This is a genomic window from Enterobacter sp. SORGH_AS_0287, assembly GCF_031453695.1.
In the GTDB taxonomy this organism is placed as follows: Bacteria; Pseudomonadota; Gammaproteobacteria; order Enterobacterales; family Enterobacteriaceae; genus Enterobacter; species Enterobacter ludwigii.
Map to the genome: position 1 here is coordinate 3871207 of NZ_JAVIZW010000001.1, position 23385 is coordinate 3894591.

The 23385-nt window shown below is 55.7% G+C and carries 26 protein-coding genes; 12 read left to right on the forward strand and 14 right to left on the reverse strand.

Features of this window, described 5'->3' with window-relative positions; genetic code table 11:
- Window positions 1-2: 2 nt before the first annotated feature.
- The 7 genes from QE396_RS18330 to QE396_RS18360 all read right to left on the reverse strand — a co-directional run bounded on the left by QE396_RS18330 (window position 3) and on the right by QE396_RS18360 (window position 4999).
- Window positions 3-254 (reverse strand): acyl carrier protein, encoded by a 252-nt coding sequence (locus tag QE396_RS18330; RefSeq protein ID WP_014172033.1) that lies wholly within the window; start codon window positions 252-254, stop codon window positions 3-5.
- Between the two features lie 13 nt (window positions 255-267).
- Window positions 268-525: a phosphopantetheine-binding protein gene (locus QE396_RS18335; protein WP_020884530.1), complete on the reverse strand. Its 258-nt coding sequence runs from the start codon at window positions 523-525 to the stop codon at window positions 268-270.
- Entirely contained in the window at window positions 506-1321 is an 816-nt protein-coding gene (locus QE396_RS18340; RefSeq protein ID WP_025202835.1) for a 1-acyl-sn-glycerol-3-phosphate acyltransferase, read from the reverse strand. The genes QE396_RS18335 and QE396_RS18340 overlap by 20 nt, the downstream gene beginning before the upstream one ends.
- Window positions 1318-2040, reverse strand: coding sequence for a beta-ketoacyl synthase chain length factor (locus QE396_RS18345; RefSeq protein ID WP_025202836.1), 723 nt, complete (start codon window positions 2038-2040; stop codon window positions 1318-1320). Before QE396_RS18345 ends, QE396_RS18340 begins: the two co-directional genes overlap by 4 nt.
- 64 nt (window positions 2041-2104) lie before the next feature.
- Window positions 2105-3169, reverse strand: a complete 1065-nt coding sequence (locus tag QE396_RS18350; protein WP_044858008.1) for a methyltransferase — start codon at window positions 3167-3169, stop codon at window positions 2105-2107.
- Window positions 3170-3236: 67 nt separating this feature from the next.
- The gene (locus QE396_RS18355; RefSeq protein ID WP_049022907.1) at window positions 3237-3626 is read right to left on the reverse strand and encodes a hypothetical protein; all 390 of its coding nucleotides are present in this window, start codon (window positions 3624-3626) and stop codon (window positions 3237-3239) included.
- Window positions 3627-3949: 323 nt separating this feature from the next.
- Window positions 3950-4999, reverse strand: coding sequence for an AI-2E family transporter (locus QE396_RS18360; RefSeq protein WP_014172027.1), 1050 nt, complete (start codon window positions 4997-4999; stop codon window positions 3950-3952).
- A gap of 144 nt (window positions 5000-5143) precedes the next feature.
- On the opposite strand from QE396_RS18360, the gene QE396_RS18365 reads away from it, so the two are divergent.
- Window positions 5144-6361 carry an MFS transporter gene (locus QE396_RS18365; protein ID WP_309951974.1) on the forward strand — a complete coding sequence of 406 codons (1218 nt, stop codon included), beginning with the start codon at window positions 5144-5146 and terminating at the stop codon, window positions 6359-6361.
- 4 nt (window positions 6362-6365) lie between these two features.
- Here QE396_RS18365 and QE396_RS18370 read toward each other — a convergent pair whose 3' ends face one another.
- Entirely contained in the window at window positions 6366-6923 is a 558-nt protein-coding gene (locus QE396_RS18370; protein WP_014172025.1) for a DcrB family lipoprotein, read from the reverse strand.
- A gap of 72 nt (window positions 6924-6995) precedes the next feature.
- A complete protein-coding gene (locus tag QE396_RS18375; protein ID WP_020884536.1) occupies window positions 6996-7661 on the reverse strand; it encodes a 7-cyano-7-deazaguanine/7-aminomethyl-7-deazaguanine transporter in 666 nt (221 codons plus the stop codon).
- Window positions 7662-7827: 166 nt separating this feature from the next.
- On the opposite strand from QE396_RS18375, the gene tusA reads away from it, so the two are divergent.
- The 4 genes from tusA to QE396_RS18395 all read left to right on the forward strand — a co-directional run bounded on the left by tusA (window position 7828) and on the right by QE396_RS18395 (window position 11051).
- Entirely contained in the window at window positions 7828-8070 is a 243-nt protein-coding gene (gene tusA, locus QE396_RS18380) for a sulfurtransferase TusA (RefSeq protein ID WP_020884537.1), read from the forward strand.
- A gap of 191 nt (window positions 8071-8261) precedes the next feature.
- Window positions 8262-9233: a TRAP transporter substrate-binding protein gene (locus QE396_RS18385; protein WP_014172022.1), complete on the forward strand. Its 972-nt coding sequence runs from the start codon at window positions 8262-8264 to the stop codon at window positions 9231-9233.
- A gap of 11 nt (window positions 9234-9244) precedes the next feature.
- Window positions 9245-9754, forward strand: a complete 510-nt coding sequence (locus QE396_RS18390; protein WP_014172021.1) for a TRAP transporter small permease — start codon at window positions 9245-9247, stop codon at window positions 9752-9754.
- Between the two features lie 10 nt (window positions 9755-9764).
- Window positions 9765-11051, forward strand: coding sequence for a TRAP transporter large permease (locus QE396_RS18395; protein WP_014172020.1), 1287 nt, complete (start codon window positions 9765-9767; stop codon window positions 11049-11051).
- A 42-nt stretch (window positions 11052-11093) separates the two neighbouring features.
- Here QE396_RS18395 and zntA read toward each other — a convergent pair whose 3' ends face one another.
- Window positions 11094-13280 (reverse strand): Zn(II)/Cd(II)/Pb(II) translocating P-type ATPase ZntA, encoded by a 2187-nt coding sequence (zntA, locus tag QE396_RS18400; RefSeq protein WP_047366226.1) that lies wholly within the window; start codon window positions 13278-13280, stop codon window positions 11094-11096.
- 76 nt (window positions 13281-13356) lie between these two features.
- On the reverse strand, window positions 13357-13983 hold the full coding sequence (locus QE396_RS18405; RefSeq protein WP_014172018.1) for a lysoplasmalogenase: 627 nt from the start codon (window positions 13981-13983) through the stop codon (window positions 13357-13359).
- A gap of 129 nt (window positions 13984-14112) precedes the next feature.
- On the opposite strand from QE396_RS18405, the gene QE396_RS18410 reads away from it, so the two are divergent.
- Window positions 14113-14472: a DUF2500 domain-containing protein gene (locus QE396_RS18410; protein ID WP_014172017.1), complete on the forward strand. Its 360-nt coding sequence runs from the start codon at window positions 14113-14115 to the stop codon at window positions 14470-14472.
- 47 nt (window positions 14473-14519) lie between these two features.
- On the opposite strand, the gene QE396_RS18415 is transcribed toward QE396_RS18410, so the two are convergent.
- Together QE396_RS18415 and rsmD are read right to left on the reverse strand one after the other, a co-directional pair.
- On the reverse strand, window positions 14520-14801 hold the full coding sequence (locus QE396_RS18415; protein ID WP_014172016.1) for a DUF1145 family protein: 282 nt from the start codon (window positions 14799-14801) through the stop codon (window positions 14520-14522).
- Window positions 14785-15387: a 16S rRNA (guanine(966)-N(2))-methyltransferase gene (gene rsmD, locus QE396_RS18420; protein ID WP_020884541.1), complete on the reverse strand. Its 603-nt coding sequence runs from the start codon at window positions 15385-15387 to the stop codon at window positions 14785-14787. Before rsmD ends, QE396_RS18415 begins: the two co-directional genes overlap by 17 nt.
- 127 nt (window positions 15388-15514) lie before the next feature.
- On the opposite strand from rsmD, the gene ftsY reads away from it, so the two are divergent.
- From ftsY to livJ, 6 genes are all read left to right on the forward strand, one after another.
- Entirely contained in the window at window positions 15515-16981 is a 1467-nt protein-coding gene (ftsY, locus tag QE396_RS18425) for a signal recognition particle-docking protein FtsY (protein WP_020884542.1), read from the forward strand.
- A gap of 2 nt (window positions 16982-16983) precedes the next feature.
- The gene (ftsE, locus tag QE396_RS18430; RefSeq protein ID WP_014172013.1) at window positions 16984-17649 is read left to right on the forward strand and encodes a cell division ATP-binding protein FtsE; all 666 of its coding nucleotides are present in this window, start codon (window positions 16984-16986) and stop codon (window positions 17647-17649) included.
- Window positions 17642-18697, forward strand: a complete 1056-nt coding sequence (gene ftsX / locus QE396_RS18435) for a permease-like cell division protein FtsX (protein WP_014172012.1) — start codon at window positions 17642-17644, stop codon at window positions 18695-18697. The genes ftsE and ftsX overlap by 8 nt, the downstream gene beginning before the upstream one ends.
- A gap of 251 nt (window positions 18698-18948) precedes the next feature.
- A complete protein-coding gene (gene rpoH, locus QE396_RS18440) occupies window positions 18949-19806 on the forward strand; it encodes an RNA polymerase sigma factor RpoH (protein ID WP_014172011.1) in 858 nt (285 codons plus the stop codon).
- A 135-nt stretch (window positions 19807-19941) separates the two neighbouring features.
- A complete protein-coding gene (locus QE396_RS18445) occupies window positions 19942-21207 on the forward strand; it encodes a 4-aminobutyrate--2-oxoglutarate transaminase (RefSeq protein WP_020884543.1) in 1266 nt (421 codons plus the stop codon).
- A gap of 196 nt (window positions 21208-21403) precedes the next feature.
- The gene (gene livJ / locus QE396_RS18450) at window positions 21404-22504 is read left to right on the forward strand and encodes a branched chain amino acid ABC transporter substrate-binding protein LivJ (RefSeq protein ID WP_072126534.1); all 1101 of its coding nucleotides are present in this window, start codon (window positions 21404-21406) and stop codon (window positions 22502-22504) included.
- Between the two features lie 86 nt (window positions 22505-22590).
- Here the strand turns inward: livJ and panM are convergent, their stop codons facing one another.
- On the reverse strand, window positions 22591-22983 hold the full coding sequence (gene panM, locus QE396_RS18455; protein ID WP_020884545.1) for an aspartate 1-decarboxylase autocleavage activator PanM: 393 nt from the start codon (window positions 22981-22983) through the stop codon (window positions 22591-22593).
- Window positions 22984-23385: the final 402 nt, after the last annotated feature.

Sequence of the window (23385 nt, forward strand, 5' to 3'; positions counted from 1 at the left end):
GTTTACTCGTCGCGCAAAAGCTGAGCGACAGCGTCAACCACATCCTGCACGGTACGGACAGATTTGAAGGTTTCCGGTTTGATTTTCGTCCCCGTTTTCTTCTGCAGGTGAACAATCATGTCCACTGCATCGATACTGTCCAGATCCAGATCTTCGTACAGGCGAGCCTCAGGCGTGATTTCCTGTGGGTCGAGTTCAAACAGCGTAGCCAGGAGTTCGCAGACTTCCTGATAAATGGTTTCTTGTTCAGTCATAACGGATCACATCTCAGGCGCGTTGAGCGTTGATAAAAGAAGCCAGCGTGGCGACGGAAAAGAAGTGCTGACGCATCTCTTCGCTTTCGGCAGACAGCACCACGCCATACTGGTTTTTCACGGCCAGGCCAAGTTCCAGGGCGTCGATAGAGTCGAGACCCAGTCCATCACCAAACAGCGCAGCATCGGTATCGATATCCTCGGCGGTGAGCTCGTCCAGATTCAGCGTGGTGATGATGAGATTTTTAATTTCAAGATGAAGCGCTTGCATCATTAATTCCTGACAAAGATTGAAGGCCTGATGTTAATCGATGCTGCAGATGCCGGTTTAACTGCCTTGCCGCCAGTGCCGGTTCTTGTGTCTTTGCATCGTAAAAAGCGTCGATATTCACGCGATCGCGAACATCTACGGTGAAAACAGGTTTTACGGGCGGTACGTCGTACCAGTGACTTTTTTTATCCAGCAGAGGTTCGCTGCAGTGGATCACCACGATGCGCAGGTCGCTGTGGCAGCGCACGGCAATATTTGCCGCGCCGCGCTGGAGGGAGATTGCCTCTCCCGACCGGGTTCGTGTGCCCTCCGGAAAGATTAACAGCGTGTCGCCCTGGGCCAGACGCTGCTGGCTTGCACTGAGGAGCGTTTCCGCTTCGCTGTTAATCAGGTAATCCGCTGCGCGAATGACGCCGCTGACAAAGGGGTTGCGAAGCAACGCACTTTTCACCAGACAGTCGGTTTCGGGCATGACGGACGCCAGGATCACGTAATCAATCAGCGTCGGGTGATTGGCCACCACCAGACAACCGCGATCCCCGCGAAGGGCGTCAAGATTGTGAATGCGATAGTCCAGTACCCCGGTGCCACGGGCGACATGTAAGAAAAAGCGGAAGCTGGCCGCGATACTGCGACGCGCCAGGCGACGGCGTCTGGCGCGGTCGCGCTGAACCAGCAACAGCAGATTGAACCACACCAGCGACAGCAGCAACCCGCCCGTGCCAAACAGCACGAAGCAGAAGCCGGTCATCATCAGACGCCATAACCAGTTGATACGGGCAGTCAGGCGGCTCATTCGCGTGTCCATTGCCACAGCAGACGTTCGCCTGAAACCACAAACTGCCGTTCATCGCGGAGGTACCGTTGCAGGAACATCAGGCTCTGCGGCAGGGGAGGTTCTTCACCCGTGCTGCCGCTGCGGGTTTCGCACTGCAGTGTGCTCCCGGCTTCAATCACCAGGGCCAGTGCGTAGGGCCAGGTAGGCATCTGCGGCGGTAAACCCGGATGATAAAAATCGGGCAGGGCGCCGTCAAAATCGACCAGCAAGACGCGGGAATAGCCCGCCTGAAGCAGGCTCAACACTTCACATAATGCCTGCTGGAAGGTGTCCAGCCCGGCAGAAACAGAAGACGAGACGATGGGGTGTCGCGCAGTGATCGTCAGGTTGCCCACCGCCGAATTGTGCACGGACATGGCAAAGTCTGTCGGCGAGACGGCCTGACCGGTCGCCAGGGAGTGCAGGATGCGGAAATTACGCTCCAGTTCGCCATGACGGCTGGAATAGACAACGGCATCAATCGTGTGGCGGCGAAGCAGGGTGAGTCCAAGGTCTACCGCCAGCTTACTGCCCGAGTTGAGGCGGCGCGCGGTCATCATCGGCAGTTCGGTAAGCTTAGGCAGCGGCGCAGCCGGGTCGAGGGTAAGGTGCTGGCGTGACCACGCCTGCCACTCTGCGGCATCGCTCAGGCCTGGCGCTCTTGCCTGCCAGTCAATTATGTTCAGTGAAAATTTCATCTACGCGCGTCCGCGGAAAACCATCATTAAAAGACAGGCAAGCCTGCCGGGCAGTTCAACTGCTCTATTGTTCAATTTTTTGACAAATCAATAGGGTATGACCTACCCCAAGGTTGTCCAGCCGCTGTTCTACGTGGAAACCGGCCCGCTCCAGGTAGTGATAAAATTTCTCTACACTGTAAAACCGGCTGTTGCCGTTCGCCATACAGGTGAAATAAAGCGAGGTAGCATTCAGGCTGAATGAGGCGGCTTCAAATTTTTGGGCATCCCAGAACAGTTCCATGATGCACAGTCGCGCGCCGGGCTTCATAGCCTGTGCAACGCGAGTCAACATGGCGACAATCTGGTCCGGAGAGAAACAATCCAGGAACTGGCTCATCCACCAGATATCGGCTTCACCCGGCAATGTCGCATGACTAAGCATATCGACAGCATGGAAGCCAATGCGATGAGATAAACCTGCTTTTTCGATGTTTTCCTGCGCCAGCGTTATCTGCTGTGGCAGGTCAAGGATCGTCACGGCAACATTGTCGTCATAGCGGCAGCAGCGTAACGCCCATTTACCCGTATTTCCGCCCACATCGTACAATTTTGTCGGCGAGCTTGCGAATATATATGGCAGCGCCGCGTCGAAAGCGGCATCAGAATAGTAATGATCAAAAGCGAACCAGCTCTCTTTTGCCTGCGCGGGTAATTGTGATAATGCCGGATAGATGGTTGGCCAGTTGCCAAACACGGATAATCCCGCCGGTTTTTCTTCCTGCAGGGCATCGGCCAGATGGAATAACCCCTGGTAACAAACATCCTGCGTGAAATCCATATTCACGCGGGTCATGGTGTCATGCAATAAGAAATGGCCCACCTTTGCCAGGAAATAGCGCCCTTCTTTACAGGTAACGATCCGCCCGCTTAATCCCATATCCAGCAATACGCTTACGCTATAACTGCTCAGGGTACTGTTTTCGGTTATTTCCTCGAGACTTGCCCCTGTTTTCCCTTTTTTATCCAGCCAGGAAAGCACGCCCGAATTACGCAGACAACGCGCGGTCTGAAACAGCATCGGCGCAAAAGCGATGCGTTGCGCTTCGGTAATGGCGTCCAGCGCGTTGAGGGTGTCCTTTTCGTACATGCGTGCGTAACCTTATGAGGCCGAGAAAAACGTTATCGGGCCATGTCGGCCCGACATGAGGAAAATATTACAGCGCGGCGCCTGCAGAGAGGTTCATCTGAATATCGTGGTCGAGGTTATGAACCCAGCGGTTATAGTTCTTGTGGATTTTACCGTCGGCGGCTTTCAGGTTCATACTGCTTTCGTAATTAATTGAATAGCTTGTCGCAGAATAAGGAATACGGATTTCGACCGAGTGGTCGCGTGCCTGCAGACGGCCTTTAATTACGCCCGGGCCTGCTTCGCTCATGATCCAGTCGCGCTTCTGGCCTGCTTTCAGAATGGCGGTTTTCACCTGCTCAGCGGTGTGGCCTGTACTGACAGTAGCGTGAACCTGATCGATTGGGGCGGTACGCGCGCAACCGACCAGTGCGCCGACGACAGCAACAGCAGCAAACCATTTAATGATCTTTTTCATCAACAACTCCGTATCAATAATAACAATTTAAATCAGTAATTTTAAAAAATTATATTTTGGCGGGGTATTATCGCTAATGAGGATAATTTTTGTCGATATAAAAGTGGGTATTTATTTTACGCGAGGGGAGGTGTAATGCATTGAAACGAAAGGGTGAGAATTATATGTCATGTAATTTGCGTTAAATAAATATTTGCATGACAATTCATTTATTAGGGCGGGATAAATAACGCGAAATCCTCCTTACCGAAAATGAAAATTACCGCGCGGTGAGCGTCGCGGTAATTTTCGGTATGTTGCACAGTTACGCGTTGTGGGACCCGTTATCCCGGCAGACGGCTTTTCGGTCGCCCGGGACCCAACAGGATCGCCAGTTTGCTGCCACCTTTGGTGGTTTCCATCCAGATCTTACACACGCTGGTCAGCGGGACTGACAGTAACATCCCGACCGGTCCCAGCAGCCATCCCCAGATCAGCAACGACAAGAACACCACCAGCGTCGACATTCCGAGACGGTGGCCCATCATGCGCGGCTCAAGGATATTGCCCAGTACCATATGCACGACCAGGAACAGCGCCCCCACCAGCATGCACTCGTAAAAGCCATTGAACAGAAACGCCTGAATCATCGGCGGCACAGCGGAAAGCACCGCGCCGATGTTGGGTACGTAGTTCAGCAGAAAAGCCAGTACGCCCCACATCAGCGCGAACTGCACGCCCATCAGCATCAGTCCCAGCCAGACAATCACCCCGGTCCAGACGCTTAACAGCGTTTTCAGGGCCAGATATTTGGACACGCCCTTCAGGGCGCGGTGTAAACCCGCAATATGAATTTGCGGGTTATTCAGCGCAAAGCGCAGCTTATAAGGAACATGGCGGACTTCGAACAACATAAACACCACCGTCATCACCAGCAGCAGGATGCTGGCCATCGCGCCGGAAAGGCCGGTCATCAGGGTGGTGGCGTAGGTCATGACCTTCTCTGAATCCATGCGGCGTAACATCCGCTCGGGTGAGATATGCAGGTTAAGAAAAGGCATCATCTCCTGAAGCGAAACGATCTTACGCGTCAGCTCTTTGTTGTACTGCGGGAGCATGGTGGAGAATTCACTGAGCGACGCCGCGAGCACGCCGAAAAGCGCCGTCAGGGCAATCATCATCACGATGACCACGATAGTAATGGCCACCGGACGGCTGATGCCCCGGCGCAAAAACCAGGTCACCAGCGGATTAAGCACAATGGCAAAAAAGAGCGCCAGCAGGAGCTGGACAATGATGTCAGCGGCAGCATGGATACCTGCGAGGATAACCACCAGGCAGGCGAGTTTTAATAAGATGTGAAGTCCTGCTTTGTCGGACTGGTTCGGTATCATGCGGGTTCCTTAATGTGATAGCCCGTTAAGTGTAGTGCCCGGCGGCCGCTTCGTCTGGAGCCGATAATCTGAAAGTCAGTGCTGATTTTCTTATCCTGCCGTGGTAATAGTGAAACACTGTTGTAAAAATTCAGGTTAAACCCCATGCCAGAGCATGCCGCCGAACCGGCGCTGAGCGGATTGCGCCTCAATCTGCGCATTGTTTCCGTTGTGATTTTTAACTTCGCCAGTTATCTGACGATTGGCCTGCCGCTGGCGGTGTTGCCGGGCTATGTCCATGACGTCATGGGTTTTAGCGCATTCTGGGCGGGGCTGGTCATCAGCCTGCAGTATTTCGCCACGCTCCTGAGCCGCCCGCATGCCGGGCGCTATGCGGATCTGTTTGGGCCAAAGCGCATCGTCGTTGTGGGGCTCTGCGGCTGTTTTCTGAGTGGTCTGGGCTACCTGCTGGCCGCCACCACCAGCCACTGGCCGCTGGTCAGCCTGGCGCTGCTCTGTCTGGGGCGAGTGATTCTGGGTATCGGACAAAGTCTGGCGGGTACCGGTTCGACGCTGTGGGGCGTGGGTGTGGTGGGTGCGTCCCATATTGGCCGGGTGATCTCCTGGAACGGTATCGTCACCTACGGCGCGATGGCACTGGGCGCACCGCTGGGGGTGATCTGTTATGCCTATGGCGGGCTATCCGGGCTGGCTATCACCATTATGGTCGTCGCGCTGCTCGCGATTCTGTTTGCCCTGCCGCGCCCGAAGGTGAAGGCCAGCAAAGGCAAGCCGCTGCCGTTCAGGGCGGTGCTGGGGCGCGTCTGGCCTTATGGTATGGCGCTGGCGCTGGCAACCACCGGCTTCGGCGTGATCGCCACGTTCATTACTCTCTTCTATGACGCCAAAGGCTGGGACGGCGCAGCCTTTGCCCTGACGCTGTTTAGCTGTGCGTTTGTCGGCGCGCGTTTGCTCTTCCCGAACGGTATCAACCGTCTGGGGGGACTGAATGTGGCGTTGATCTGCTTTGCGGTAGAGATTGTCGGGCTGGTGTTGACCGGGATTGCCACCGCACCGTGGATGGCGAAAATGGGCGTTTTCCTCGCCGGCGCTGGCTTTTCGCTGGTCTTCCCGGCACTCGGCGTGGTCGCGGTAAAAGCCGTGCCGCAGCAGAACCAGGGGGCGGCGCTGGCGACCTACACGGTGTTTATGGACATGTCGCTGGGCATTACCGGGCCGCTGGCGGGGCTGGTGATGGCGTGGGCAGGGGTACCGGTAATCTATCTTGCCGCGGCGGGTCTGGTGGTTATCGCATTGATGCTGACATGGCGGCTAAAAAAATGGCCCCCGGTGCAGGCACCGGAGGCCACGTCATCATCGTGAAGAATTACTGGATCACGATGGTGTTAATGATGTTTTCAGCAGCCGTCTGCGCTTTCTGCTGATTTTCCGCCGGCAGAGTGATCTGCAGGGTCAGCAGTTTGTTATCGACCTTGCCAAGCACCACGGAAGAGTAAGCGGTCTGGCCTTTTGCTGAGATGATGCTGTCCAGCTGTTGCAGCGTGTGGCCTTTCAGTTCGATAGATTTATTGGTCACGACCTGCAGCTGCGGATCGCGGCTGCGCTGCTGATCTTCCAGACGTTTGGTCATGACGGCCAGGTCTTCGCTGGTGTCGTCGCCCACAATCACAATGACGGCTTTCTGCCCGGTTGCATCGGAGTAAACGTGCATATTGTTCGCCTGGGTACCCAGCTTGCCGCTCTGGTCAGTCATATCTGCCGGCAGAGAGAAACTGAGTTTACCGTCCAGCAGACTCACCGGCTGACCGGTGGCGTTGCTCTCTGCAGACGCGCCCTGAGCAGGCGTTTTCGTGTCGCTGTTATCACAGGCTGCAAGGCCCACAACCAGCAGGCCAATCCCGACATATTTAACCAGATTGCGCATTAACTTCTTCCTTTCGATAAACGGCCATAACGGCTGATTGGTTCATCTTATCACAACTGATAAAGCGAACCCTTAACCAGCCTGCAATGCTGTGATTTCAGATTTATCTGCGAGTCTTTTCAGCAGCATATTCAGCAGGACGCCGTACATCGGCAGGAAGAACACAATGCTGATAAGCACCTTGAAGCAGTAGTCCACAAGGGCGATTTCCATCCAGTGCTGGGCCATAAATGCATCCGGGCTACGCCAGAATGCGATAAAGAAGAAGGCCAGCGTGTCGCTGACGTTGCCGAACAACGTGGACGCCGTGGGTGCCATCCACCAGCGATGATTTTGACGCAGGCGGTTAAACACGTGAACGTCGAGGATCTGCCCCAGCGCGTAGGCCATAAAGCTGGCGGAGGCGATACGGGCGACAAACAGGTTGAAGTGCGTTAATGCCTCGAACCCCTGCCAGCTTCCCATATAAAACAGGGAAGAGATCACGTACGAAATGAACAGCGCCGGCAGCATGACCGCAAAAATAATGCGGCGAGCCAGCGGTGCGCCGAAAATACGCACGGTCAAATCAGTGGCGAGAAAAATAAACGGGAAACTGAACGCGCCCCACGTGGTATGAAAACCAAAGATGGAGATCGGGAGTTGCACCAGATAGTTGCTGGAGGTAATCACCAGCAAATGAAAAAGCGAAAGCCAGAACAACGCTTTAACGCGCTGCGAATCAGAAAACTGCATCATGTTGTAACCTTTTTATACGTTGGGGTGAGGGAACCCAATAAAAACCGCAGCATGATACTGCTTTGGCCGGACATTGCAATGGTTAGTTTTTACGCAATCGTTAACCTGGTTGCATTGCCGACGATGGGGCGTAAACTACAGCCGTTTTTACCTGACCGAGAAGAACATGACCGATCTGTTTTCCAGCCCAGACCACACCCTTGATGCTCAGGGCCTTCGCTGCCCGGAGCCGGTAATGATGGTACGTAAAACCGTGCGCAACATGCAGACCGGTGAGACGCTGCTGATCATCGCCGACGACCCCGCCACCACCCGTGACATTCCCGGTTTTTGTACCTTTATGGAACATGAGCTGGTGGCACAGCAGACCGAAACGCTGCCGTACCGGTATGTGATCCGTAAGGGGTAAGTGCGGCCTGATGGCCTCACCCCGACCCTCTCCCACAAGGAGAGGGAGAAAACCTTTCTAAACCATCGTTTCAAAATTTCACGCTTTTGTGAGGCGCTTCACCTCCGCTTTTCCGGCCGTAGTCTAGTTTTTAAGCGTACAAAAATAAAACACTGTTTTAACGCTTATCTCACTACCCTGGAGTTGACCCGATGAAAACGACCCTCAAGCCGTTACTGGCCGCCCTGTGCCTCTCCGCTTTTGCCTGCTCCGTCGCTGCGCAAACCATCAAAGCCGCCGATGTGCACCCTGAAGGCTACCCGAACGTGGTGGCGGTTCAGCAAATGGGTGAAAAACTCAAACAACAAACCGACGGCAAGCTGGAGATCAAGGTCTTCCCCGGCGGCGTGCTGGGGGATGAAAAACAGATGATTGAGCAGGCGCAGATGGGGGCGATCGATATGATCCGCGTCTCGATGGCGCCGGTGGCGGCCATCCTGCCCGATATCGAAGTCTTCACGCTGCCCTACGTTTTCCGCGATGAAGACCACATGCACAAAGTGATCGACGGGGATATCGGCAAGCAAATTGGCGATAAGCTAACTGCCAACCCGAAATCACGACTGGTGTTCCTCGGCTGGATGGACTCCGGCACCCGCAACCTGATCACCAAAGATCCGATTGTTAAACCCGACGATCTGAAAGGGAAGAAAATCCGCGTACAGGGCAGTCCGGTGGCGCTGGCGACGCTCAAAGATATGGGTGCTAACGCGGTGGCAATGGGGGTGAGCGAAGTTTACAGCGGGATGCAAACCGGCGTGATTGACGGCGCGGAGAATAATCCACCGACCTATGTCGCGCATAACTATATGCCGGTCGCCAAAAACTACACCCTCAGCGGCCACTTTATCACCCCGGAAATGCTGCTCTACTCAAAAGTGAAGTGGGACAAACTCAGCGCCGACGAGCAGAAAAAGATCCTGACCCTGGCCCGTGAAGCCCAGTTTGAACAACGTAAGTTGTGGGAAGCCTATAACGCCCAGGCGCTGGAAAAAATGAAGGCTGGCGGGGTGCAGTTCCACGAGATCGACAAAACGGTATTTATCAAAGCCACAGAGCCGGTGCGCGCCCAGTATGGCGAAAAGCATCAGGATCTAATGAAAGCCATCGCTGACGTCAAGTAACCGGAGTACGTATGTCCGAACTCTATCTGAAGTGGATGGACCGTCTCTACCTGCTGGCGATGGCCGTGGCGGGCATCTCGCTGCTGGTGATGACGATTGTAATCCCCATCGGCATCTTTTCGCGCTATGTGCTTAACCGCGGTGAATCCTGGCCGGAGCCGGTTGCCATCATCTGCATGGTGACCTTCACCTTTATCGGCGCGGCGGTCAGCTACCGTGCCGGTTCGCACATTGCGGTGAATATGCTCACCGACCGGCTGCCCGGGCCGTTAAAAACCGTCTGCGCACGGGCCGTTGATCTGCTGATGCTGCTGATCGCTGGCCTGATGTTCTGGTACAGCTACTGGCTGTGCGTCGAACTCTGGGAGCAACCGGTCGCCGAATTTCCGGTCCTGACCTCCGGCGAGAGCTATCTGCCGCTGCCGGTGGGCTCTGCCGTTCTGATCCTGTTTGTGATTGAGCGCCTGCTGTTTGGCTCGCAGGAAAACCGTCCCGTCGTGCTGATCGGCAACCACAGTTAAGGGGTGAACAATGGATGCATTCGTTTTGTTATTCACCCTCGCCATTTTGCTGGCGCTGGGGATGCCGGTGGCTTTTGCCGTCGGGCTAAGCGCCGTCGCGGGCGCATTGTGGATAGATTTACCCCTCGAGGCGCTGATGATTCAGATAACCAGCGGGGTGAATAAATTCACGCTGCTGGCGATCCCCTTCTTTATTCTCGCGGGTGCGATTATGGCGGAAGGGGGGATTGCCCGACGGCTGGTCAATTTCGCCTACGTGTTTGTTGGCTTTATTCGCGGTGGGCTGTCGCTGGTGAATATTGTGGCCTCCACGTTCTTCGGCGCGATTTCCGGCTCGTCGGTGGCGGATACGGCCTCCATTGGCAGCGTAATGATCCCGGAGATGGAGAAGAAGGGCTATCCGCGCGATTATGCGGCGGCGGTGACCGCCAGCGGGTCGGTACAGGCGATTTTGATCCCGCCCAGCCACAACTCGGTAATTTATTCCCTCGCGGCAGGCGGGACGGTCTCTATCGCGACGCTGTTTATCGCGGGGGTGCTGCCAGGGCTGCTGCTCGGCGTAAGCCTGATGGCAATGTGTCTGGGCTTTGCCCGCAAACGTGGCTACCCGAAAGGGGAAAAAATTCCCTTTAAGCAGGCGCTGAAAATCACGCTGGACGCGCTGTGGGGGCTGATGACCGTGGTGATTATTCTCGGCGGGATACTGTCCGGGATATTTACCGCAACGGAATCCGCTGCTGTGGCCTGTCTGTGGGCGTTCTTTGTCACCATGTTTATCTACCGGGACTATAAATGGAACGAGCTGCCGAAGCTGATGTGCAGGACGGTGAAAACCGTCACCATCGTGATGATACTGATTGGCTTTGCGGCGGCGTTTGGCGCGGTGATGACCTACATGCAGCTCCCGAGCCGTATCACCGAGTTCTTCACCTCACTCTCCGATAACAAGTACGTGATCCTGATGTATCTCAACATCATGCTGCTGCTGATCGGCACGTTAATGGACATGGCACCGATCATCCTGATCCTGACGCCAGTGCTGTTGCCGGTAACCAATTCGCTGGGCATCGATCCGGTGCATTTTGGGATGATCATGATGGTGAACCTGGGGATCGGGCTGATTACGCCGCCGGTCGGTTCGGTGCTGTTTGTGGCGAGCGCGGTAAGTAAACAGAAAATCGAGCATGTGGTTCGCGCCATGCTGCCGTTTTACGGCATGCTGCTGGTAGTGCTGGCGATGGTGACGTACATCCCGGCCATCTCGCTGTGGCTGCCGCGCGTGTTAGGGATGCAGTAACGCCGTTTTCCGCCCTCTCCCGGTGGGAGAGGGCATCTCGTGTTATTGTCGACGTAATAAGCGGAGCGCGTTCGCCGTCACCAGTACCGTCGCGCCGGTATCCGCCAGCACAGCCAGCCACAGGCCGGTTATACCGAGCAGCGTGGTGACCAGGAAAATCCCCTTCAGGCCCAGCGCAATCCCGATGTTCTGACGGATATTGGCCCGCGTGGCGCGCGCCAGAGCAATCATCTGCGCCAGCCCGGTCAGGCGGTTGTGGGTGAGCGCCGCGTCGGCGGTTTCCAGCGCCACGTCGGTGCCGCTGCCCATTGCAATGCCAATGGTGGCGGCTTTCATCGCCGGGGCATCATTGATGCCGTCACCCACCATTGCCAGTGGTGCATGATTGTTCAGTTCCGTTACGGCGCTCACTTTATCCGCAGGCAATAACCCGGCTTTAAACGCCAGCCCCAGCTCACCGGCAATCGCTGCCGCGGATCGCGGGTTATCCCCGGTGAGGATCACCCCCTGCACGCCCAGTTGATGCAGCGCGGCGACGGCGTCTTTTGCATCGTCACGCAGGGTGTCACGCAGTGCCAGCATCCCTATCGCCACGCCGTTTTGCACCACCATCACCACGGTTTGCCCGGCCTGTTCCAGCGCCTGGACTGGCTGGCTCAGCCCGGCCGCCGGAAACGTATTCGCGGCAACGATCAGGACGTTATTCCCTTCAACGTCGGCTTCAATCCCGGACCCGACCAGCGCCCGCTGTGCGGTGGCGGCAGGGATGTCCAGCCCACGCGACTGCGCCTCGCGAACTATCGCCTGTGCCAGCGGGTGGGTGGAGCCTTGTTCGACGGCAGCGGCCAGGGCGAGCAGCGTATTTTCACTGACCTCCTGAGGATAAATGCCCGTGACCTGCGGTTTACCCACCGTCAGCGTACCGGTTTTATCGAAGGCGATATGTTGCACCTGGCTCAGCTGCTCCAGCGCCGCACCGCCTTTAATCAGCGCTCCACGACGCGCCGCGGCCGCCAGGCCGGAGGTAATGGCCGCCGGCGTGGAGATCACCAGCGCACACGGGCAACCAATCAGCAGCAACGTCAAACCTTTATAAACCCAGCCCTCCCAGGCTGCGCCCAGGAACAGCGGTGGAATAATTGTCACCAGCAGGGCGATCAGCATGATGGCGGGGGTGTAGATCCGGCTGAAGCGATCGATAAAGCGCTCAACGGGTGCGCGACGCTCCTCGGCCTCTTCTATCAGCTTCAGGATGCGGTCGATGGCGCTCTCACCCGGTCCGGAGAGGACCGTGAGTTGTACCAGACGATCGACGCTGGTGGCGCCTGCAGGCACTTTCTCGCCCGCTGAGCGTTCAACCGGAATCGACTCGCCAGTAAGGGCACTTTCATCGAAACTCGCCGTGGCGGTAAGCAGTTCACCGTCCGCAGGCAGACGCCCGCCGGCGGCGACCTCAATCACATCACCCGGGCGCAGCGTGTTAATTGCCACCGTCTGGCGTTCGCTGCCCGTCACCCGCGTTGCGGTTTCCGGTTTCAGCGCCATCAGCGCGCTGACCCCTTTCCGTGCCCGACTCGCCGCCCAGCCCTCAAGGCGCTCGCCAATTAAGAACAGCAACAGCACCATGGCCGCTTCCGCCGTCGCGCCGATAAACAACGCGCCGATCGCCGCCACGCTCATCAGCGTTTCGATGGCGAACCAGCTTCCGCTTTTCATCAGCCGCACGGCCTGACGGGCAATCGGGAACAGTCCGACAAGCGTCGTGGCGATGAACGCCAGGTTACCGAACGGGTGGTTAAATTGCTCCAGACCCCAGCTCAGGGCCATCATGATGACAAGGGTGATAATGGGCAGGTTTTCTCGCAGGGCTGACGTCTTTTCGACAGGTGCGGTTTCGCTGCGCAGGCTGTAACCGGCCTTACTGACGGCGGCTTCAACCAGCGTGCTGATGTCATTATCGGCGCTGACCAGCAGCTTCTCGGTGGCGAAGAGCACCTGGACGTGGCTGACGCCGGGGACCTGTTTTACCGCGTTTTCGACTTTACGGGCGCAGGCCGCGCAGTCCATACCGTTGACCACCCAGCTGTAACGGTTTGCGCTTTCCGGGAGCGGCAGCGTGTTTTGCGTTTCGCATGCGCCGTCGCAGCAGCAGTCGTCCTTCGCGGGAACAGGGCTGAGCTTAAGTGCCGAGAATTGTGGAACTTTTTTAGGTGTTTCTGGAGTCGACATGGCAGTCTCCGGTAATGATAATTTTCTCATTAACCGCAGCATACACTCTGGAGTCGACTCCAGAGTCAAGGCTTATTTAGATATACAGTGAACGCACAATCAGGAAGTGCCCGGCAAAGTAGCAGGCGGCGGCAATCGCGTTATCCGCACGGAAGCGGCGACGATAGTGGCTGCCCAGCCAGACGATATTCCCGAGTAACAGCAGCGTGGCACCAAAGAACGCGGACATTGCCGGTGCCGTCGGACGGAAGAACCACAGTTCACCCGCCAGCCATACCATCACCAGCGTCATGGCGATAAACGTGCAGACAGGCAAGCGCATCTCTTCCAGACGCGTCCAGATCACCGCGATCAGCAGCGCGCCAATGACCAGCAGCACCAGCGGCAGCGGCCAGAAGAAGGAGAGCGTCATCTGGCTGGCGAAGTAAATGGTATAAAGCAGATGCGACAGGAAAAATGCCCCAACGGCATACAGCAGGCGCTGTCGCGGCAACAGGGTTAAGGCATCACCAATCAGGGACGCACACAGACCGGCAAGAACCAGATAGCTGACGGCGTTAAACATGGGCGCTTGCCAGGCAAGCAGCAGGAGTAACAACAGCGTGACGGGTTTAAACAACCATCGCTGCCAGGCAGGGCCGCGATAGGATGCATCGACGTAAAGCCATGCGGAAAAACAGACAGCGATAAATGACCAAAGCATATTAACTCCCTGTAACTGTTGAGTCTGAATAATCAGTTTCTTATTCAGTGTAGTGATGGGGGCAGGCGTTTGGCAATGCCGGGGAAGGCAAGGTATCCTGAATTCCGTATAATCTGATGGGATTTTTGAATGAGCAAGATGCCGCTTTTTTTCGTTATCGTGGTGGCGATTATCGTCATTGCCGCCTCCTTTCGTTTCGTGCAGCAGCGCCGTGAGAAGGCGGACAACGATGCCGCGCCGCTGATGCAAAAACGCGTGGTGGTAAGCAATAAACGCGAGAAAGCCCTCAATGACCGACGCTCGCGCCAGCAGCAGGTTACGCCGGCGGGAGCCACCATGCGCTATGAAGCGAGCTTTAAGCCGGAAACCGGCGGGCTGGAGATGACCTACCGTCTGGAGGCGCAGCAGTACCATCAACTGACGGTGGGAGAAAAAGGGATGCTGAGTTACAAAGGGTCGCGGTTTGAAGGGTTTACGCCAGATCGGTAATGTTCCCTCTCCCGCAGGGAGAGGGGTAGGCTGAGGCTTGAGGCGCCTTACTTCTTCGCCTGGGCCTTAAATTTCTTCATCCACACCAGCAGTTCAAATACGCCAAAAATAAACACGCGCAGCTGCTGCCAGCCGGTCATCTGCGGACCGTCTTTTGGCAGGCCGTTTTTCAGCATCACCATCTGCAGGGCGTGCATGAAGGTGGTAAAGATAAAAGCCACGTTCACAAAGATGTTCATCGGGCGCGGGAACGGGTGCACCAAATTGAGGAGCAGAAATGCCCAGACGCCCAGCATCAACAAACGTCCCACATTAATCAGTACTGGCATTGGATTCTCCTTGTGCCTGACGGTGATACAGACGATAAGCGACCTGACCTGCCACTTTTTCTCGGTGCAGATCCCAGTGAACCGGGACCGGCGGTAAACCATTTTCGACTTCGCTTTCGACGTAGATTAACGCGTCATCCGCCAGCCAGCCGTTGTTTTCCAGCAGGGATAACGTCTCTTCCAGCAGCCCCTTGCGGAACGGCGGGTCGACAAACACCACGTTGTGCGGCGTGCCCTTTTGCGCGAGGAAGCTCAGTGTGTTGGTATTCACTACTTTGGCGTTGGTCGCTTTCAGCGTTGCCAGATTTTGCTGCAACGTCTGCGCAACGCCGCGCTCCATCTCCAGCAGCGTGGCGCTGGCGGCATAGCGCGACAGCGCCTCCAGACCCAGCGCGCCGCTGCCCGCGAAGCAGTCAAGGCAGTGGGCATCCACCATTGAGGGGGCCAGCCAGTTAAACAGCGTTTCGCGTACGCGGTCCGTGGTTGGGCGTAGTCCGGGGCTATCCGGCACCGGTAATTTCCGGCCTCGCCACTGGCCGCCGATAATACGAATTTGACCGGCTGGGGCGCGGTTGGGTTTCTTCATCTCTGGAAAGCTCTGTTAACAATTGGCCTGCGATTGCGGGCGGTGATGTCAATTAAGTAAAGTGTTAGACTATTTCATCATTTTTTTAGCTTCCATGTATATAGCGCCGCGAGGAGTGTAGTCGCAGATGGCAAAACAAAAAAAACGTGGCTTCTTTTCCTGGCTGGGCTTCGGTGAAAAAGAGCAAGAAACAGAGCAGAAAACCGAAGAACAACAAGCCGTTGAAGAGCAGTCTCAGCCTGAAACGCCGGTAGAAACTGCCGCCGTTGTCGACGCGGAAGAGCACGCGCACAGCAAAGAAGAGACCGAAGCCTTTGCTGAAGAGGTGGTGGAAGTTACCGAACAGGTTCAGGAAAGCGAGAAGCCAGAACCCGTTGTGGTAGAAGACGTTATCGATACGCCGCAGGCGATTATCGAGCATGAAACGTTGCCGCTGCCGGAAGAGGTGAAAGCCGAAGAGGTTTCAGCGCAGGAGTGGCAAGCCGAGGCAGAAACCGTCGAAATTGTTGAGGCGGTGGAAGAAGAAGCACAAGACGAGCCAGCGCTTACCGACGAAGAGCTGGAAGCCCAGGCGCTGGCGGCAGACGCGGCGGAAGAAGCGGTTATCGTCGTGCCGGTGGAAGCGCAACCAGAGCAGGGTGAAGAGGTTGCTCAGGAGCAGGAAAAACCCACCAAAGAAGGTTTCTTCGCCCGCCTGAAGCGTAGCCTGCTTAAAACCAAAGAAAACTTAGGTTCCGGATTTATCAGTCTGTTCCGCGGCAAGAAGATCGACGACGATCTCTTTGAAGAGCTGGAAGAGCAACTGCTGATCGCCGACGTTGGGGTGGAAACAACCCGTAAGATCATCGCCAGTCTGACCGAAGGGGCGAGCCGCAAGGAGTTGCGTGACGCCGAAGCGCTGTACGGTCTGCTGAAAGACGAGATGGGCGAAATCCTCGCAAAAGTTGACGAACCGCTTAATATTGAAGGCAAAACGCCATTTGTTATTCTGATGGTTGGTGTGAACGGTGTGGGGAAAACCACCACTATCGGCAAGCTGGCGCGACAGTTTGAGCAGCAGGGCAAATCGGTAATGCTGGCGGCAGGTGATACCTTCCGTGCGGCGGCGGTTGAGCAGCTGCAGGTCTGGGGCCAGCGTAACAACATCCCGGTGATTGCGCAGCATACCGGTGCGGATTCCGCCTCCGTTATCTTTGACGCCATCCAGGCGGCGAAGTCGCGTAACGTGGATGTGCTGATTGCCGATACCGCAGGGCGTTTACAGAACAAAGCGCACCTGATGGAAGAGTTGAAGAAAATCGTCCGCGTCATGAAGAAGCTGGACGAAGAGGCACCGCATGAAATTATGCTGACCATTGATGCCAGCACCGGGCAGAACGCCATCAGCCAGGCGAAGCTGTTCCATGAAGCGGTAGGGCTGACCGGGATCACGCTGACCAAACTGGACGGCACCGCGAAAGGCGGGGTGATCTTCTCCGTGGCCGATCAGTTCAATATTCCTATCCGTTACATCGGTGTGGGCGAGCGTATTGAGGATTTACGTCCGTTTAAAGCGGACGACTTTATTGAGGCACTATTTGCCCGAGAGGACTAACAATGATTCGCTTTGAACACGTCAGCAAGGCCTATCTCGGTGGGAGACAAGCGCTGCAGGGGGTGACATTCCACCTGCAGCCAGGCGAGATGGCATTCCTGACCGGCCATTCCGGCGCGGGGAAAAGCACCCTGCTCAAGCTTATCTGTGGGATCGAGCGGCCGAGCGCCGGGAAAATCTGGTTCAGCGGCCATGATATTAGCCGTCTGAAAAACCGTGAGGTGCCGTTCCTGCGTCGTCAGATTGGCATGATTTTCCAGGACCACCACCTGCTGATGGATCGCACCGTTTTCGATAACGTGGCCATTCCGCTGATTATTGCCGGTGCCAGCTATGATGATATCCGTCGTCGCGTCTCTGCGGCGCTGGATAAAGTCGGGCTGCTGGACAAAGCGAAGAACTTCCCGATCCAGCTGTCTGGCGGTGAACAGCAGCGTGTGGGGATTGCCCGTGCGGTGGTGAATAAACCTGCGGTACTGCTGGCGGATGAACCGACCGGTAACCTGGACGACGCCCTGTCAGAAGGGATTTTGCGTCTGTTTGAGGAATTTAACCGCGTTGGGGTGACGGTATTGATGGCGACGCACGACATCGGGCTGATTTCCCGTCGTTCGTACCGCATGCTGACCCTGAGCGACGGTCATTTGCACGGAGGCCTCGGTGAATAAGCGTGATGCAATAAACCAGATTCGGCAGTTCGGAAACCGGTTTGACCGCTTCCGTAAGCCGCAGGGCGGCGGTGACGGCAATCGTAATGCGCCAAAGCGTGCGAAAGCGGCGCCTAAGCCGAACTCCCGCAAAACCAACGTGTTCAACGAGCAGGTGCGTTATGCCTTCCACGGTGCGTTGCAGGACCTGAAAAGCAAACCGCTGGCGACGTTCCTGACGGTGATGGTGATTGCCATCTCCCTGACGCTGCCAAGCGTCTGCTACATGGTCTATAAAAACGTTAACCAGGCGGCGTCGCAGTACTATCCTTCTCCGCAGATCACGGTCTATCTGGATAAGGCGCTCGACGATAACGCGGCGGCGCAGGTTGTGGGGCAAATCCAGGCCGAACAGGGCGTAGAGAAAGTGAATTATCTCTCTCGTGAAGAAGCCCTGGGTGAGTTCCGTAACTGGTCAGGCTTTGGCGGTGCGCTGGACATGCTTGAAGAGAACCCCCTCCCGGCCGTGGCGGTGGTGATCCCGAAACTCGATTTCCAGGGGACCGATTCGCTCAACACCCTGCGTGACCGCATCACCCGTATCAACGGGATTGATGAAGTGCGCATGGATGACAGCTGGTTTGCGCGTCTTGCTGCGCTGACCGGGCTGGTAGGGCGCGTGGCGGCGATGATTGGTGTGCTGATGGTGGCGGCGGTCTTCCTCGTCATCGGTAACAGCGTGCGCCTGAGCATTTTCGCGCGTCGCGACACCATCAACGTGCAGAAACTGATTGGTGCGACGGATGGCTTCATCCTGCGTCCGTTCCTGTACGGCGGCGCATTGCTCGGTTTTTCCGGCGCATTTCTTTCACTGATATTGTCAGAAATTTTGGTGATGCGGCTGTCCTCTGCCGTAACCGAGGTAGCGCAGGTTTTCGGAACGAAGTTTGATATCAGCGGCTTAGGGTTCGATGAGTGCCTGTTACTGCTGCTGGTGTGCTCGATGATCGGCTGGGTGGCAGCATGGCTGGCAACCGTGCAACATTTACGTCACTTTACTCCCGACTAATAAAAGCGTGATATAATCTTTCCCTGCACCGAGATGTTCGCTCTGCAGGGAAAGCGTCCCTGTTGTCTCTTCCCCTGTTATCATCTCCATGTCACAATTTGTGCGTAATTTATTCACCGTTGCACCTGGAACTTGTGGATAAAATCACTGTCTGATAAAAGAGTGAATGCTAATCTCGTGGCTCAAACGCTTTGGCATGGTTGTTGCCTGATGGGGACAGCCTGGACCAGAAGAAACATTGAGAGGAATGAATGACCAAAGAAATGCAAACTTTAGCTTTAGCCCCTGTTGGTAACCTGGAATCTTATATCCGGGCTGCGAACACCTGGCCGATGTTAACGGCCGAGGAAGAAAAGGAGCTTGCTGAAAAGCTGCATTACCAGGGCGATCTGGAAGCAGCGAAAAAGCTGATCCTGTCTCACCTGCGCTTTGTTGTTCACATTGCTCGTAATTATGCGGGCTATGGCCTGCCGCAGGCGGACTTGATTCAGGAAGGTAACATCGGTCTGATGAAGGCTGTACGTCGCTTCAACCCGGAAGTGGGTGTGCGACTGGTCTCCTTCGCCGTGCACTGGATCAAAGCAGAAATTCATGAATACGTGCTGCGCAACTGGCGTATCGTGAAAGTCGCCACGACAAAAGCGCAACGTAAACTGTTCTTCAACCTGCGTAAAACCAAGCAGCGTCTGGGCTGGTTCAATCAGGATGAAGTTGAAATGGTGGCGCGCGAGCTGGGCGTATCCAGCAAAGACGTGCGTGAGATGGAATCCCGTATGGCCGCGCAGGACATGACCTTCGATATGTCCTCCGACGACGACGGCTCTGACAGCCAGCCAATGGCACCGGTTCTGTATCTGCAGGATAAAACCTCTAACTTTGCTGACGGCATTGAAGAGGATAACTGGGAAGATCAGGCCGCGAACAAGCTGACTTCAGCAATGGAAGGCCTCGACGAACGTAGCCAGGATATTATCCGCGCCCGCTGGCTGGACGAAGACAACAAGTCCACGCTGCAGGAGCTGGCCGATCGCTACGGCGTCTCCGCTGAACGTGTGCGTCAGCTTGAAAAGAACGCCATGAAAAAACTTCGCGCCGCTATCGAAGCGTAATTTCCGCGATGTCCCCGATAACCCTCGAATGCAAATTCGGGGGTTTTGTTTTTTTATCTCCCGCTCTGGCGAATTCCCTCCCCCTGGCAAACACTTACAGATGCGCTAAGCAGGTGACTTTCTCAGGGGGACAGGGTGAAAAACAGTGAACTGAATGACCGGCGTTTGCAGGCGACGCCGCGCGGTATCGGCGTGATGTGTAACTTCTACGCCGATAAAGCCGAAAATGCCACGGTGTGGGACGTCGAGGGTAACGAGTATATCGACTTCGCCGCCGGGATTGCGGTGCTGAATACCGGCCATCGGCATCCAAAAGTCATTGCCGCCATCGAAAAACAACTCCACGCATTTACCCATACGGCATATCAGATTGTCCCGTACGAAGGCTATGTGGCGCTTGCCGAGCGTATCAACCAACGTGTACCCGTTGATGGGCCTGCCAAAACGGCCTTCTTCTCTACGGGAGCAGAGGCGGTCGAAAACGCGGTAAAAATTGCCCGCGCGTATACCCGTCGCCCTGGCCTGATCGCCTTTGGCGGTGCCTTCCACGGCCGTACCTTTATGACGATGGCGTTGACGGGGAAAGTGGCGCCGTACAAACTCGGTTTCGGTCCGTTTCCCGGATCGGTTTATCACGCACACTATCCAAATGATCTGTACGGCGTCAGCACGGCAGAAGCGTTAAAAAGCCTCGAACGCATCTTCAAAGCCGACATTGCGCCGGACCAGGTGGCGGCCATTATCCTGGAACCGGTTCAGGGGGAGGGGGGATTCAACATTGCCCCCGCCGATTTTATGCAGGCCCTGCGCGAACTGTGCGATACGCACGGAATTTTGCTGATTGCCGATGAAGTGCAAAGTGGCTTTGCGCGAACCGGCAAGCTGTTCTCGATGGAACACCATTGCGTGAAGCCGGATCTGATCACCATGGCGAAAAGCCTGGCCGGCGGGATGCCGCTCTCGGCGGTCTCTGGCCGGGCGGAGGTGATGGATGCCCCCGCACCTGGCGGGCTGGGCGGGACTTACGCCGGCAACCCGCTGGCGATTGCCGCAGCCCATGCCGTGCTGGATGTGATTGATGAAGAGGATCTCTGCACGCGCGCGGCGCATCTTGGCCATCATCTGGTGGAAGTGCTGAACAAAGCGAAGGGCGACTGTCCGTTTATTGCCGATATCCGTGCCCAGGGTTCAATGGTGGCGGTGGAGTTTAACGACCCGCAAACCGGGCTGCCGTCGCCGGAATTCACGCGTCAGGTCCAGGAGCTTGCGTTACAGGAAGGTCTATTGCTGCTGAGCTGCGGCGTGTACGGCAACGTTATCCGTTTCCTCTATCCGCTTACCATCCCCGAAGTTCAGTTCCGTAAAGCGCTGGATATTATCTCCGCGTCGCTGACACGTTAAAGCCCTGGCCCGGCGGTGATCCCTGCCGGGCTTATCATATATTCATTTCAAATTAGCTATTCCAAAATCATAAAAATGGGGTATGTTTTAGCAGAGTATGCTGAAAAAGCGCGACTGTCATACCTATAACTGAAATAAAGCGCTACACAACAACATCACGACAATCGTAATAACCATAATAATGGGGAATCTCAGGATGAATATGAAGGGTAAAGCGTTACTGGCAGGATGTATTGCGTTGGCATTCAGCACGATGGCACAGGCCGATATTAAAGTGGCTGTCGTGGGCGCGATGTCCGGTCCGGTAGCACAGTACGGCGACCAGGAATTTACCGGCGCAGAACAGGCGGTTGCAGACATTAATGCTAAGGGCGGCATCAAGGGCGAAAAACTGCAGATCGTAAAATATGATGATGCCTGTGACCCGAAACAAGCGGTTGCCGTGGCGAACAAAGTGGTGAACGACGGAATCAAATACGTTATCGGTCACCTGTGCTCCTCTTCCACGCAGCCCGCGTCTGATATCTACGAAGACGAAGGCATTCTGATGATCACCCCGGCTGCAACGGCGCCGGAGCTGACCGCACGTGGCTATAAGCTGACCCTGCGTACCACCGGTCTGGATTCAGACCAGGGCCCAACCGCGGCAAAATACATTCTGGACAACGTGAAGCCGAAGCGTATCGCGATTGTTCACGACAAACAGCAGTACGGTGAAGGTCTGGCGCGTGCCGTGCAGGATGGTCTGAAGAAAGGCAATGCCAATGTGGTCTTCTTCGACGGTATCACCGCCGGTGAGAAAGACTTCTCCACTCTGGTGGCGCGTCTGAAGAAAGAGAATATTGATTTCGTTTACTACGGTGGCTATCACCCTGAAATGGGCCAGATCCTGCGTCAGGCACGTGCGGCCGGTCTGAAAACCCAGTTTATGGGTCCGGAAGGGGTTGCGAACGTTTCCCTGTCTAACATCGCCGGTGAGTCTGCTGAAGGCCTGCTGGTGACCAAACCGAAGAACTACGACCAGGTGCCTGCGAACAAACCGATCGTAGATGCCATCAAGGCGAAGAAACAGGATCCAAGCGGCGCGTTCGTCTGGACCACCTACGCTGCGCTGCAGTCTCTGCAGGCGGGTCTGAACCAGTCAGCCGATCCGGCTGAGATTGCCACCTGGCTGAAAGCCAACTCTGTCGATACCGTGATGGGTCCGCTTTCCTGGGATGCGAAGGGCGATCTGAAAGGCTTCGAGTTCGGCGTGTTTGACTGGCATGCTAACGGAACGGCGACCGACGCCAAATAAAAGCAAACGGCAACCTTTCGGTTGCCGTTTTAGTATTTGCACCCTCTCCTGTGGGAGAGGGGCGGGGTGAGGGCATCAGGCGGCATTCAGCAAACCTGACGTTTCTCCCACCCGTTTTCCTGCGCCGTAAACCCTAACGCCTGCATAAACGCCGCCATCACGCCGCGGTCTTCCACGCCCACGTCGGCCATCCACCAGGAGGTGACGTTCGGGTTTTCACGGATTATCTCTTCAATTAAATACTGCCCCACACCGCGACGACGGGTCACGTCACGTACGCGCAGTGAGTCCAGCGCCCCTTCGGTGCCGCTCAGCGTCACGCGAACCGCGGCGAGCAGACGCTCGTTAAAGCGCGCGGCGTAGATGCGGTGTGTCTCATCGACACGGAGCGACGAAGGGGAATATTCCGGCCAGATCTTGCCCAGGTCGATATGATCCTGGTCGCTAAAGGTCACCAGACGCACGATAGTCAGTTTCATTAGCTGCTTGTCCAAATCAAATTGAGTAGGGGCAGTGTACTCAATTTATTCCCTCAGCGGCTTCCTCTTTTTATCCCGGCTCACCAGGTGATTAGTTTTTTGGCAGCGCGAAGGGCAGTTTGAAAACACATGGATCGAAAAATAAGCAGAATTTTAACCTGAATGGCAGTGAATTATTCGGCGCTTTGTACCGTTATTTTATGCTGCAAACTGCAATTTTATTTGTTTATCTCTGCCTTGTTTCAGAATATTATCTTTGCTTAATCGCCTGAAAAATAGAGATTTTAGTCTGGTTTTTATGAAAAAACTGCGCTAAACCATTAAAGGCGCTGGTAAAAATAGCGTTGTGCATTAAAAGTACAGAATGCTTTTTAACCATAATAAAACAAAATATATACACGA

Excerpts from the sequence above, each read along its gene's own strand:
- QE396_RS18330 (WP_014172033.1), bottom strand. The coding sequence starts at position 254 with ATGACTGAACAAGAAACCATTTATCAGGAAGTCTGCGAACTCCTGGCT.
- QE396_RS18335 (WP_020884530.1), bottom strand. The coding sequence starts at position 525 with ATGCAAGCGCTTCATCTTGAAATTAAAAATCTCATCATCACCACGCTG.
- QE396_RS18340 (WP_025202835.1), bottom strand. The coding sequence starts at position 1,321 with ATGAGCCGCCTGACTGCCCGTATCAACTGGTTATGGCGTCTGATGATG.
- QE396_RS18345 (WP_025202836.1), bottom strand. The coding sequence starts at position 2,040 with ATGAAATTTTCACTGAACATAATTGACTGGCAGGCAAGAGCGCCAGGC.
- QE396_RS18350 (WP_044858008.1), bottom strand. The coding sequence starts at position 3,169 with ATGTACGAAAAGGACACCCTCAACGCGCTGGACGCCATTACCGAAGCG.
- QE396_RS18355 (WP_049022907.1), bottom strand. The coding sequence starts at position 3,626 with ATGAAAAAGATCATTAAATGGTTTGCTGCTGTTGCTGTCGTCGGCGCA.
- QE396_RS18360 (WP_014172027.1), bottom strand. The coding sequence starts at position 4,999 with ATGATACCGAACCAGTCCGACAAAGCAGGACTTCACATCTTATTAAAA.
- QE396_RS18365 (WP_309951974.1), top strand. The coding sequence starts at position 5,144 with ATGCCAGAGCATGCCGCCGAACCGGCGCTGAGCGGATTGCGCCTCAAT.
- QE396_RS18370 (WP_014172025.1), bottom strand. The coding sequence starts at position 6,923 with ATGCGCAATCTGGTTAAATATGTCGGGATTGGCCTGCTGGTTGTGGGC.
- QE396_RS18375 (WP_020884536.1), bottom strand. The coding sequence starts at position 7,661 with ATGATGCAGTTTTCTGATTCGCAGCGCGTTAAAGCGTTGTTCTGGCTT.
- tusA (WP_020884537.1), top strand. The coding sequence starts at position 7,828 with ATGACCGATCTGTTTTCCAGCCCAGACCACACCCTTGATGCTCAGGGC.
- QE396_RS18385 (WP_014172022.1), top strand. The coding sequence starts at position 8,262 with ATGAAAACGACCCTCAAGCCGTTACTGGCCGCCCTGTGCCTCTCCGCT.
- QE396_RS18390 (WP_014172021.1), top strand. The coding sequence starts at position 9,245 with ATGTCCGAACTCTATCTGAAGTGGATGGACCGTCTCTACCTGCTGGCG.
- QE396_RS18395 (WP_014172020.1), top strand. The coding sequence starts at position 9,765 with ATGGATGCATTCGTTTTGTTATTCACCCTCGCCATTTTGCTGGCGCTG.
- zntA (WP_047366226.1), bottom strand. The coding sequence starts at position 13,280 with ATGTCGACTCCAGAAACACCTAAAAAAGTTCCACAATTCTCGGCACTT.
- QE396_RS18405 (WP_014172018.1), bottom strand. The coding sequence starts at position 13,983 with ATGCTTTGGTCATTTATCGCTGTCTGTTTTTCCGCATGGCTTTACGTC.
- QE396_RS18410 (WP_014172017.1), top strand. The coding sequence starts at position 14,113 with ATGAGCAAGATGCCGCTTTTTTTCGTTATCGTGGTGGCGATTATCGTC.
- QE396_RS18415 (WP_014172016.1), bottom strand. The coding sequence starts at position 14,801 with ATGCCAGTACTGATTAATGTGGGACGTTTGTTGATGCTGGGCGTCTGG.
- rsmD (WP_020884541.1), bottom strand. The coding sequence starts at position 15,387 with ATGAAGAAACCCAACCGCGCCCCAGCCGGTCAAATTCGTATTATCGGC.
- ftsY (WP_020884542.1), top strand. The coding sequence starts at position 15,515 with ATGGCAAAACAAAAAAAACGTGGCTTCTTTTCCTGGCTGGGCTTCGGT.
- ftsE (WP_014172013.1), top strand. The coding sequence starts at position 16,984 with ATGATTCGCTTTGAACACGTCAGCAAGGCCTATCTCGGTGGGAGACAA.
- rpoH (WP_014172011.1), top strand. The coding sequence starts at position 18,949 with ATGACCAAAGAAATGCAAACTTTAGCTTTAGCCCCTGTTGGTAACCTG.
- livJ (WP_072126534.1), top strand. The coding sequence starts at position 21,404 with ATGAATATGAAGGGTAAAGCGTTACTGGCAGGATGTATTGCGTTGGCA.
- panM (WP_020884545.1), bottom strand. The coding sequence starts at position 22,983 with ATGAAACTGACTATCGTGCGTCTGGTGACCTTTAGCGACCAGGATCAT.